The organism is Mariniradius saccharolyticus AK6 (assembly GCF_000330725.2).
GTDB lineage: Bacteria > Bacteroidota > Bacteroidia > Cytophagales > Cyclobacteriaceae > Mariniradius > Mariniradius saccharolyticus.
This window is the reverse complement of the sequence record NZ_AMZY02000021.1, coordinates 24,068-35,413: the sequence shown is the minus strand read 5'-3', so window position 1 is coordinate 35,413 and position 11,346 is coordinate 24,068. Positions and strand designations below refer to the sequence as shown.

General features: G+C 49.2%; 13 protein-coding genes and 1 pseudogene. 4 read left to right on the top strand and 10 right to left on the bottom strand.

All coding sequences use genetic code 11. The annotated features are described in order from the left end of the window. Positions 1–121 precede the first annotated feature (121 nt). Together C943_RS19820 and C943_RS19815 are read left to right on the top strand one after the other, a co-directional pair. Positions 122–661 (top strand): hypothetical protein, encoded by a 540-nt coding sequence (locus C943_RS19820; RefSeq protein ID WP_040481495.1) that lies wholly within the window; start codon positions 122–124, stop codon positions 659–661. A gap of 59 nt (positions 662–720) precedes the next feature. Next, positions 721–1,083: a hypothetical protein gene (locus C943_RS19815; RefSeq protein WP_008631516.1), complete on the top strand. Its 363-nt coding sequence runs from the start codon at positions 721–723 to the stop codon at positions 1,081–1,083. Between the two features lie 121 nt (positions 1,084–1,204). Here the strand turns inward: C943_RS19815 and C943_RS19810 are convergent. Next, positions 1,205–1,423 (bottom strand): annotated as a pseudogene (locus tag C943_RS19810) (SMP-30/gluconolactonase/LRE family protein); the annotation flags it as partial. A 276-nt stretch (positions 1,424–1,699) separates the two neighbouring features. Here C943_RS19810 and C943_RS19805 point away from each other — a divergent pair. Further along, positions 1,700–2,032 carry a hypothetical protein gene (locus C943_RS19805; protein WP_008631513.1) on the top strand — a complete coding sequence of 111 codons (333 nt, stop codon included), beginning with the start codon at positions 1,700–1,702 and terminating at the stop codon, positions 2,030–2,032. Positions 2,033–2,199: 167 nt separating this feature from the next. Here the strand turns inward: C943_RS19805 and C943_RS19800 are convergent, their stop codons facing one another. The 8 genes from C943_RS19800 to C943_RS19765 all read right to left on the bottom strand — a co-directional run bounded on the left by C943_RS19800 (position 2,200) and on the right by C943_RS19765 (position 8,695). After that, entirely contained in the window at positions 2,200–3,078 is an 879-nt protein-coding gene (locus tag C943_RS19800) for an SMP-30/gluconolactonase/LRE family protein (protein ID WP_008631510.1), read from the bottom strand. A 115-nt stretch (positions 3,079–3,193) separates the two neighbouring features. Beyond that, on the bottom strand, positions 3,194–4,081 hold the full coding sequence (locus C943_RS19795; protein WP_008631508.1) for a sugar phosphate isomerase/epimerase family protein: 888 nt from the start codon (positions 4,079–4,081) through the stop codon (positions 3,194–3,196). A 3-nt stretch (positions 4,082–4,084) separates the two neighbouring features. Further along, positions 4,085–4,876 carry an SDR family NAD(P)-dependent oxidoreductase gene (locus tag C943_RS19790; RefSeq protein ID WP_008631506.1) on the bottom strand — a complete coding sequence of 264 codons (792 nt, stop codon included), beginning with the start codon at positions 4,874–4,876 and terminating at the stop codon, positions 4,085–4,087. A 1-nt stretch (position 4,877) separates the two neighbouring features. Beyond that, complete coding sequence (locus C943_RS19785; RefSeq protein ID WP_040481490.1) at positions 4,878–5,912, bottom strand: zinc-binding dehydrogenase; 1,035 nt, start codon at positions 5,910–5,912, stop codon at positions 4,878–4,880. A gap of 12 nt (positions 5,913–5,924) precedes the next feature. Next, entirely contained in the window at positions 5,925–6,632 is a 708-nt protein-coding gene (locus C943_RS19780; RefSeq protein WP_008631497.1) for an orotidine 5'-phosphate decarboxylase / HUMPS family protein, read from the bottom strand. A gap of 261 nt (positions 6,633–6,893) precedes the next feature. Further along, the gene (locus C943_RS19775) at positions 6,894–7,595 is read right to left on the bottom strand and encodes a VIT1/CCC1 transporter family protein (RefSeq protein ID WP_008631488.1); all 702 of its coding nucleotides are present in this window, start codon (positions 7,593–7,595) and stop codon (positions 6,894–6,896) included. 379 nt (positions 7,596–7,974) lie between these two features. Beyond that, positions 7,975–8,262, bottom strand: a complete 288-nt coding sequence (locus C943_RS19770) for a hypothetical protein (RefSeq protein ID WP_008631487.1) — start codon at positions 8,260–8,262, stop codon at positions 7,975–7,977. 67 nt (positions 8,263–8,329) lie between these two features. Further along, on the bottom strand, positions 8,330–8,695 hold the full coding sequence (locus C943_RS19765; protein ID WP_008631486.1) for a hypothetical protein: 366 nt from the start codon (positions 8,693–8,695) through the stop codon (positions 8,330–8,332). A gap of 549 nt (positions 8,696–9,244) precedes the next feature. Here C943_RS19765 and C943_RS22135 point away from each other — a divergent pair. Beyond that, positions 9,245–9,430, top strand: coding sequence for a hypothetical protein (locus C943_RS22135; protein ID WP_008631484.1), 186 nt, complete (start codon positions 9,245–9,247; stop codon positions 9,428–9,430). Positions 9,431–9,982: 552 nt separating this feature from the next. Here C943_RS22135 and C943_RS19755 read toward each other — a convergent pair. Further along, complete coding sequence (locus C943_RS19755; RefSeq protein WP_008631483.1) at positions 9,983–11,332, bottom strand: M28 family metallopeptidase; 1,350 nt, start codon at positions 11,330–11,332, stop codon at positions 9,983–9,985. Positions 11,333–11,346 lie beyond the last annotated feature (14 nt).

Sequence of the window (11,346 nt, the reverse complement as noted above, 5' to 3'; positions counted from 1 at the left end):
TTGAACTATTCAGGCCGGAGATGATTGAGAGTAGGGATTTGGGATACAAAGAGCGCCAACTGCAAGCAAATCCTACACTTAAGTTTTTAATAATCACAAAACCTAAACCTTTCCCGTATTAATGAAAAGTATAAGTCCGACCCTTTTTCTTCTTTTTTGTTTTTTTTGGATTCCCCCAAAAAAAGAGTTTATCCAGATTGGCAAGAGAGAACCCATAAATTTGGCAATAAGTGATTTGATCGCTCGTGATTTGAAGTTAGCTGAAAATGTCTTTTTCGTTACGGAAAAAGAATATGATGAGGAAGTTTTGATAATAAGTATTTATCCAACCTTGGATAAGCTTGTTGTGATAACGGCAGATAGTGTAACCTACAGCTACAAAGCAATACCCACTTCATACATAGAGAAAGACCACAGACTTTTTTATTGGTATGGAGACGAACCATCAGATTCGTACCCAAATGAAATTATCAAACTCCTAGAAAAATATAGTGTACTGGATACTATGATAGTTAATGTATATATACCTGGAAGAGTTACTACAGGTTATCAGGATGTATTCTACTATTTTTTTTGCAAAAATGATTTGGATATATTCAAAATGAAAAAATCGAAAATGCCAGTTGGAAAATTTAGCCCACCAAGACTTAAATGTAACTAGGAGCTTTTTTCAAAGGAGAAGTCGACATTTATTGAGTCCCCCACCTTGGTGTAATATGAATGAGGTTACGAGTAATAAGTTATTTCACCCACCTCGTCCACGAAGAGGGAAGGGTAACGCAGGAATCCGGAACCTTCAAATATGAGTTTTTCGTAAAGGACCACCTCGGCAACGTGCGCCAAGTCCTCAAAGGCCCTGAGACGACATCAGGCGGTGTTTTCCGCCTTGCCACGATGGAGCCGGAGAATGCGGAGGAAGAGAAAAAGTACTTCGCCAACCTCGACGAATCCAGACAGGGTGCGGGTGAACACAACCTGACTCCCGGCGGATACGCGACTGCATGGCTCAATGCTGATAGAGGCAGGATTCTTGGACCGGCTACAACCCCACTCCACCTGGGTGATATTTGGTGTAGGCGCTAGGTTTAGGTACCAAGCCATTCTTTCACCATGAATTTGTAATTCCCCCGATCCCACACCATATTCCGCTGAAGTATTTTGTTGATCATTCTATCGCATCTATACTAGGCGCGCTTCCAAGCCCTCAAAAACCTGTGCGGTGGGACTCAAAACCGCCGACCGCCATCTTCACCAAAAATACGTCGCCACTCTGCGGATACTTTTCGATGTCAGCGGGAGAAAGGTTTTCTTGCGCACTGGTAATCAGCATCAGGTCCAAATCATCCCCACCGAAGCAGCAGGAAGTCACATGGGGCACGGGCAATTCGATTTTGTCCAATAGGGCACCTGTCTTGGGATTCCAGCGGTATACGCCCCGCTAAGCGTAGTTTGCAACTACGTTTTTCTATGATGATGAATTTGTAATTCACCTGATCCCAAACTATATTCCGCTACAGTACATTAAATAGCTATTCCAATTGCAAATTGGTCTTGATAAAAGGGTGTAGTTGCAAACTACACCCAGCCCACCACCGAAAGTTTATTCTACACCTAGGGGGGGATATTAAATACCAGTATAATTCACCGAAAGACATATAGTTGATGTCAGTTTTGTTGATTTTTGCCTTAATAAGTTGTTATGAAGGTAGATAGTTTATTGGATAAGATCGAAAGCAGTGAACGGTCAAATAAAATTTCAATTATTGAGATGATTGTTGACGCTGTAATGTCATTTCCTATTCAAAATTTGAATGATACAGACGATTATTTTCATATTGTGTCCTCCCTTTTGGGCAAGGAGGAATTTACCGTCAATGATCTGATTTCCTATGTAGACAACCTGGATCTTACATTAAGTGAATCTGTCATTTGGGAAATGGCGTCTTTAAATAGCCTAGTCCATGCGTTCGAGTTGATGGACAAAAGTGGGGTTACAATTACAGAGGTGAAACAAAGAATTGAAGAACTGTGAAGCATTAAAGTCCTCCACCTGGGTGATATTTGGTGTAGGCGCTAGGTTTAGGTACCAAGCCATTCTTTCACCATGAATTTGTAATTCCCCCGATCCCAAACTATATTCCGCTAAAGTATTTTGTTGATCATTCAAATTGCATCTCTCCCAGGTGGGCTTCCAAACCCTCAAAAACCTGCGCGGTGGGACTCAAAACCGCCGACCGCCATCTTCACCAAAAATACGTCGCCACTCTGCGGATACTTTTCGATGTCAGCGGGAGAAAGGTTTTCTTGCGCGCTGGTAATCAGCATCAGGTCCAAATCGTCCCCGCCGAAGCAGCAGGAAGTCACATGGGGCACGGGCAATTCGATTTTGTCCAATAGGGCACCTGTCTTGGGATTCCAGCGGTATACGCCCGCGCCTGCATAATGCGCCACCCAAAGCATGCCCTCCCTGTCGATGCACATGCCGTCCGGGAAGCCCAATCCCTCCGGAATCTCCACCGCAATACGCCGAAACCCGATCGCACCTGAGGCGGGGTCAAAACTGAATTCCTGGATCTTTTTGGTCGGTGTGTCGATGAAATAAAAAGTGCGTCCATCTGCGGTCCAGGCCATGCCGTTGGAGATGGTGAGGTTTCCCAGCTGAACCTGTGGCTGGAAATCAGCGCCGATGCGGTACAGCGCGCCTGAACCCTCCGTAAACCGGGTGCTCAGCGTGCCGATCCAAATGCGGCCTTGGGGATCGACTTTACCGTCATTGAATCGATTCAGCGGCAAGTGTTCTTCGACTCCACAGAGTACTTCGATTTGCTCCGTTTCCCAATCGTAGCGAACCAGTTTTCGGTCCAGACCCAAGATCAATTTGCCGTTTTCCGCTTCCAAAACCACTGCCAAGCGGTGTGGAAAGTACCGGGTTTCGAGTTGTTCGCTGCCTAAATGATAGCGGTGGAGCTTGCCTTTTTCGATGTCCACCCAGAAGAAACAGCCGAGTTTCGCGATCCACAGCGGCCCTTCGCCAAGGAAGCATTGGGAGGGAAGAGAGGTGATGGTCAGAGCTTGCATGGGGAGGAGGGTTTAGTCCATAGTCCATAGACCATGGAAGTATGGGAATCAAGGGATTTCTAGATATGACTTTGGCTTGATCGATTGCTATGGACCATGGTCTATCAACTATCGGCTATTTTTTCCAGTACTGCGCGATTTTCTTTTTCAAAAACGCCACACTGCGCTCCAGTTGATCCATGCCATCGGCGCCGTCTTCGATGCTGATCCAGCTGTCGAATCCGACGCGTCTGAGTTCCGAGAAAATGGCGTCGTAGTCATTCATGCCCTTTCCGATTTCGCCATGACTCAGTCGCTTGGCATAGCCGACCGCGCCGCCTTCTTCTTTGCGCAGGTCTTCGATCGTTCCGTATTTTAGAAAACGGTCGCTGGCATGCATGGTCAGGACACGTTCCGAAATGTCATATAGCAGGTCCAGGGGATCTTCCCCTGCCAGGAAGGCATTGCTCGGGTCAAAGTTCACCCCAAAGTGCGGGTGGTGGATGGAATTGACCAGCTTGGTGAAGATGGCGCGCTTCTGCGCAAATTCGGGGTATTCCCAGAAGTCGTCTTTGTAATGGTTTTCGATGACCAGGGTGATGCCAAGGCTTTGCGCGTAGGGCAGGCAGTTTTCGATGCATTCTTTGGCAAGTTGGATGCCTTCCGCTACCGAAAGTTCGGGGCGGTACTGACCGGAAAGCACCCTGCAATATTTTCCGCCGAGTTCGTCGGTCATTTCGATCCAGCGCTTTTGCTTTTCGATTTCATTTTGCCGAAAGGCCTTGTCCCGATGGGTAAAGTCGGGCGAGCAACACATCATGGGGATAACCATGCCTTCGTTTTCCACCATGCGGCGGAACTTGGGCCAGTTTTTTTCATCTGCCATTTCGAGAAATCCCGCATACCATTCCAGCCCGTCAATCCGAAGCGGGGCTGCAAGCTTGACCCAGTCGGCAATTTTCATGCTTCCGTCCTTGCAAAGCTGCTGCATAAAGGCCTTTGGAAATGCGGCGATTTTTGGCATCGATCAGTGTATGGTTGAGGTGTCTTTGGGGGCATTTCGCCCGATCATGGGGTATTGTTCGAGGTCTACGACTTGGCCCGATATCGGTCCTGCTTCATCGGAAAGCCAGTAGACGCAGGCTGCAGCAATCTCCTCCGGCCAAAGGATCCGTCCCGCGGGGGCATACATTTTGGGAAGGTCTTCGTACCAGGTATCGGAAAGTCCATGGCTTTTTTTCCTTTCCTTTTCCCGCTCGGTCAGTACCCATCCGGGGTTGATTTGATTGACGCGGACGCCGTGATCGCGGATCAAGGAATCCCCCAGGTTGCGCGTCAGCGTCATCAAGGCGCCTTTGGAAATGGAGTAGGCAAGTAGGTTGGGTTCCCCGCTCCAGGCATTGACCGAGCCGATGTTCAGAACACAGCCAAGGTTTTTCGAGAGTTGGGGTAAGGCTGCCTGGATAAGCAGAAAGGGGGCGACCGCGTTGATATCGAGGACTTTTTGGAGAAAGGCCCGGTCGGTGTTGTGGATGTTGGATTGGACCACCCAGGCGGCATTGTTGACGACTGCATCGAGCTTTCCGAAGCTGTCTACGGCCAATTGCACCAATCGCTCCGGGCATCCTTCGGCGGAAATATCCTCTTGGTGAAAAACTGCTTTTTCCGCTCCTATTTCCTCCAATACTTCCTCACCCAAGAAACCTTCCAGTCCGTGCAGGACAAGTTTTGCGCCTTCGGCGGCACAGCGCTTGGCGATGGCCTTGCCGATTCCCGTTGTGCTTCCGGTGACGATGATGACCTTGTTTTGAAGTCGCATGCTATACAGGTTTTAATACTGCTTTTACAATTTGTCCCGAGTGCATTTTTTCAAAAGCATGATGCCATTCGGTGATGGGCCAAACGCCGCCGATGATTGGCCGGACATTCAAGGCACCACTCGACAGCAGCGCAATCACCCGCTCCCAAATGGGCCAATTGTGGCTAAAGGTGCCCTGAAGCCGCACGTTTTTTTGCACGATGGGATCAATGGAAAAATCCAATGGCTCTGGTCCCCAACCCACTTTGGTGATTTGTCCGTTGGGGCGGACGAGCTTCATGGCCACCTTGAGGGCGATGCTATGTCCTGCCGCATCCACTACCACATCCGCACCCAATCCATCCCGCTTTTTGGCCCAGGCCTCGGCTGCATCTTCTCCAATCAGGGTATCACATCCGTAGGCGTTTTTGGCAATTTCCAGGCGGTTTTTATCTACGTCCAAGCCCAAAACTGCCACTTCTGCTCCGCAAAGTCGTGCTATCGCTGCGCAAAGAGTCCCGATGGTTCCCGGGCCGATGACGACGACCCGATCTCCCGGTTTGATGTGGGAATTTCCGACCAAGGCATTGAAGGCCACACAGCAGGGTTCGGTCAGGCAGGCTTCCTCGAAAGAGAGGTTCTCCGGAACGGCATGCAAGCACCGCGCCGGCACCCGTACAAAGCGGGTCATTGCGCCATTGACCCCGTAGCCAAAACCCTTGCGGGTCGGGTCCAAGTTGTAGAGTCCCACTTTGCCCATGGGATTTTTGCTGTCAATCACGGCGGCCGTTTCGGAGACGACACGGTCACCGACTTTCCAGCCTGCCACGCGGGCGCCGAGGGCAGCGATTTTTCCGCCAAATTCATGCCCCAAGACGACTGGATAGTTTACCTGCCAACTGTGGTCGGAGGTCCATTGGTGTAGGTCGCTTCCGCAGACCCCCACGTTTTCGACTTCTAAAAGAATATCCTCCTCCCCGATATCAGGGATGGGGATTTCACGGATTTCAACAGAATATTTTTGCTCGGAGTAGTTGACAACTGCGGGAATCTTCATGCTTGACATCGTTTAGGCTTTTTGGGGAAAAATGGTTTTCTGTGCATGGATGGCTTCGCAAATCATCCTGAGGGAGGTTTCGAGGTCACCATCGGCTGTCTTAAAGGCATCTGCATCAATTGTCAGTGGTGCGCCCAATACCACCAAGGGCGCACCGTATTGGGGGCATTGGATGGCCTGCTCGAGGGAAAGTCCGCCGACAGCCTGGACGGGTACCTTGACTGCGGCCACAACCTCCCGGAGTTGGTCCAATGGACTCGGCATGCGGTGGCCGGCCGCTGCAATTCCTCTGCGCTCATCGTAGCCAATATGGTGGATGACATAATCGCAACCCAGGTCCTCCAAAAATTTGGCTCCTTCCACCATGTCGGGGCAGATCATGTTGTCGCCCATCACTTTCACGCCGAAGTCTTGTCCTGCCTTGACCACACATTTGATCGTCTCGGCATGGGCCCGGGCCATGACCACCACATGGGTCGCCCCGGCTTTGGCCATCATTTCCGCTTCCAGGTAGCCGCCGTCCATCGTTTTGAGATCGGCGACGATGGGGATGCCCGGAAAGGCTTCCCGTAACTTTCGCACACCATGCAGGCCTTCAGCCAAAATCAGGGGAGTGCCGGCTTCCAGCCAATCCACACCGGCCCGAAGCGCCAAAGCGGCCGTATCCAGCGCCTCATCGATTTTCGTCAGATCAAGGGAGATCTGCACAATGGGTCTCATCAGTATTGGGGGTTTTTCTTGCTTTGATTAAATATAAAAGATTTTGCGACTGTCCCCATCTTGATTGGGATGAATGGCAATCAATGGTCAAAACTCCCAAAATTTACACGCTGAGTGTACCGCATTGGGGCCTACCCAAAGCAATAAGTCCCTGTCGGGTCGATGGGATTGGGGTCTTGGAATGTTTTTTTTAATTCCATCCAATAATCATGATGCTTACCTGTGCGTGGCACAGAAAGCTGGGTTTTGTCGCGGTAGAGGCTATACGTTTACACCAAAAATGTATCCTACAAGTGCGGACAGGCCCATCGCGATGGTGCCCCAAATCACGATTCTCAGTACCGCCTTACCAATGCTTGAACCGCCCGTTTTGGCAGAGACTGCTCCCAAGAAAATCAGAGATAGGATCGTAAAACCGTAGAGGAAATACTCCATGCTGGCCACAGGTGCGAAGATGGTGACCAAAAGTGGCAAAAGTCCCCCGACGGTAAACGCTGCGCCGGAAGCCAAGGCTGCCTGTATGGGGTTTGCCTGACTTATTTCGTTAATCCCCAGCTCATCACGAATATGTGTCCCCAAGGCGTCCGATTCGCTGAGTTCTTTTGCCACCTGTAAAGCGGTTTCTTTTTTCAGTCCCCGCCGCTCGTAGATTTCGGCCAGGATCTTCAATTCTGCCTCGGGCGTTTCTTTCAGTTCCTTTTTTTCCCGTTCGATATCGGATTTTTCGATGTCGGTTTGGGAACTCACGGACACGTACTCGCCCGCAGCCATGGAAAGTGCTCCCGCTACAAGTCCTGCCACGGTTGCCAACAGGATGGGGTCTCTCGTCGTGCTTGCCGTAGCCACGCCGATGGCAAGACTTGAAATGGAAATGATGCCGTCATTTGCCCCCAATACAGCAGCCCTCAGCCAGTTGCTTCGGTGAATGTAGTGGCTATCCAAATAGTTGTCTATCGTGATCATGGTCTTGGAGTTAGTCTGTCTTTCTAAATTACCCGCAACACATTTTCTGGGCCCATGCCGGGTTAATTCGCCGCATCCGGAATTGCAGGCCCAAGGTGGGTACGCCCTTAGTATAAAGCTAGGGAAATTCCATTTGCCTTTTGCTTAGATAGAGACACATTTCAAATCGGTGGGTTTTTCTGGTGAAGGAAGCCTATCGGTAGGGGGTTAAATGGGTGCTTTTTCGACCTAGATAAAATCAGAGGAAAAGGAGAGGATGCTCGGCGAAGATCGGAATTTTAGATCCCCAGATTCAGATTGCAGATTCAAAAAGGGGAGTTGATGCCATTCAAAAAAAAACGCCGATTCGGAGAAATGCCCGAATCGGCGCTGGATTTGATCACAACAGTTCTATCGAAAGGATCGCAGCAATCGGCACCACAAGGCCCGACTTCAGCATCAGGTGTTCATCCGTAACGCAGATGACTGCACATTCGATTTGAAAGGTTTCATCATTTTCTTTCAGGATACGGACCTTGACCGTCTGGTGCTCTACGAAGTGTAAAAGCACCGCGCGAAGTAGCTGATATCTTCTTTCTTCTTTTTGGGTACCGTCGGACAGTACTTCTTTTTTGGAGAACTTGGACATGCCAAATTCATCCATATTCATATAGGATATTGGATTCATTTTTTTAGGATTTGGTTTTTGAAAATTAGGCTTGACCATGCTACATGGTCTACTCAATTCACCAATCCTAAATCCTCAAATTACGGTAAAAAATAGTGATGTCTTTTTGGACGAAGAATCCTTCGGCACTGAGTCCTGTCTGGAAACTGTACTTCAGTAATCTTAGTTGGGAGCTAATCAGAGGGGCACTACCCGAATTGGTGGGGATCTTTTCCTGATCTGTGACCTCGGTTTCAGTGTACCTTCTACCGGCCAATCCTTCCTTGGCCAAGTGACTATGCCCGTCTGAAATTTGGGGTTTGGATTCCGATTGTTCTCCAAAAACGTCAAACGAATACCTCTGGGTTTCTATCGAACCCTTGTAATCCAAAGACAAAAAGAAGAGGGAAAAAACAAGCGCGAGTATTCCCAATCCTTGGATAGTGTTTTTCATTTGAGAAATAGCGATAAAAGTTAGGGATTTTATTGATTGATTTACAAGGGTTTGAGGTATTATTTTTTGGGGCATTGCGATGCTTATGTTACTTTCGGAGTAGCATTCAGCGCCATAGGAGAATGGTTACAAGGAGGTGAAATGAATTACTATAGGATTTTTCTCTTCCAAGGCTAGGAGCAAGGCATATGCAGAATGTTCCTGCGTTTTGCTTCCATTCGTCTTCTCATTTGGAAGCAAAGCCTTGATACAGCAAACATTTCTTCATGCCGCGGTAAGATCTGCGGCTACCCCAGATCCTTCACCTGTAGCCAAACCGATTTTTATTTGAAAACTTTGACCTCTGATGAGCAGAATATTTGGAAAGCATTTATTGGAATAAAGAGACAAAAAATCATTGCTTCCTTTTTGGTGCGGTTCTGCCCATTTTTCTGTTTGTCTTGGCAGAATCGGCAATGCAAGGTTCGATTAAAGCCAAGCCATTTGAATCGGCTTGTCCGGTCTTTTTTTGGGGGAGGTTCTCCCTATCTGTCGAAAATCCGCTTACGGATGCAGGCCTACACTTGGGACGCCTGCTGTTATGTGAACCATGTCCTGCGAGAACCGTTTGGTGGGGAGGAGATCACAGTGGATAGGATATTTAAGGCCTTGGGCCAATTTGGGCGGGATTTGATTTCGGCGTACGCGTCTACGGCCGTGATTTGGAAAGCAGGTATGCAGTCAATGGAAGTGTAGCCAATACCTGAATCGGCTAACTTCTAGGATTCAGGCTTTGACCAAGATAACAATTGCCGCGTTTTCTAGCTCTCTGTCGGATCGGCTCCATCGGGAAATCCGGAAATCAATGTATACAAATAGTAAAAGCTTGGTACGCCAATTGTGCACTTTTCCATTTTCTCAAGACACCTGATTCAATAAAAAAGAAACAAGACCCTACCGTCAAAGTATACGAAAAAAGTTATCGAACCACGGTTCCATCATACACATTACCACCAAAAAACGAATAATCGAAAGCACCGGAAATATTCAATTTTCAATGAAATAATTCAATTTTTCCCGTCCAATCGCCCACTTTTGGCCTACTTCCGCCCGACCGTGTCCCGACGATGTCCCGATAGTGTCCCGACCGTCACCCGACCATTCCCCGACTTTTAATCAAAAACCAAGAATTCCTATCACTTTTTCAAGAAGGTTTGTGGGCGTATTTCGACTTGTCCGGGTAGCAATGCTGCGTCTGCCGGCAAAGCTTCAATTCCGGAAAGTTGAGGCGAAGGTTTGCAAGATACCTTACCTCGTAATCGGCTGCGGGAACACCGCCAAGCTTTCGAAGCCGTTTTCGCCTACTGCCTGCACTGCAAAAAAGAAGTTGTCCTTTGAATAGGGGAGGGTCAGGGTTGTCTCTTCGGTATAGAATTTTTTCTGCCATTGTGAAGCATCCGTCTCACGCATGAGGACATAGTAGCCTTTGGCCTTGCCTTTGGCAGGGGCTTCCCAGCGCAGGGAGGAGGTATTGCTCAGCTTGCGCACGTCAATACCGACATTGGTGGGTTCGGAGGGTGCCGAGGCCAAAGAGGCCAATGAAGCGAGGTTCATTGCGGTGATTTTGCGCATGTACTCATAGTCGACAAATTCCGGAAGGTCTCCGTATTGGATGCCGTTTTCGAGGCGGACGTTTTCGTGTTGGTGGTAGTAGTTTTCATTCATCTCGCAGACCCGGATGGCCGTGAAGCCCTGCTGCGCAAAAGGGGTATGGTCGCCGCCTCTCAGAAAGCGATCGTTTCGGTACACCAGTTTCACTTCCAATTGGTCCACGTACCGTTCCCCCACTTCCTTCATGTAGCGGGCCAGTTGGCGGGATTTTGAGTCGTTTTCGCCGTTGGTATAGCGGCGGATAGCGGCCATCTGCTCGGTTTCGGCGGCAGGTACACCTTCCGAAAATATGCGTACTTGGGTATTGTCATTGATATTTGTTTGGGAAGAGTTGCTGTTGCCGATCATGTCGTTGTTGAGCATGGCAACGAGGTTCCAGTTTTCTTTTTTGGCTTTTTCTGCCAAATAAGCCGCGCCCTTGAGTCCTTGTTCCTCTCCCGATACGGCCACAAAAATGATCGTCGCCGGGAATGATTTTTTGGACATGATGCGGACGAGTTCCATGATGGCCGCGACTCCCGAACCGTCATCATTGGCGCCGGGGGCATCGATTTCCTTGTTCATGACATCGAGCGCCCGGCTGTCGATATGGGCGGATATAATGAAGACGCGGTCATCCTGCGGGTCAGTGCCTTTGAGCGTGGCCATGACATTGCCCATGGGTGCGTCGGTGGGAATCCTTCTGCCGTCAGCAGGTACGGTAAAAGTGTCGATCATCGCCGAAAGCCTTCCACCTGAAGCAGGTATCAGGGATTGGAAATGGTTGAGAACATACTGTTGGGAGGCGGAGATGCCTTCCTTGGAAGCATTTGCGCTTAGGCTGTGGCGGGTGCGGAATGCTGCCAGATCACGGACATGCTTTTCCAGGTTGGCCGCAGAGACCTCTTCGACCATGGAAGCAATTGCGGCATTTCTATGGACGATCTGTGTTTGTGCCTGGGCCAAAAGGCAGGTGCAAACAAACAGCAATACGAATATTTTTTTCATCGGGGATTATACGC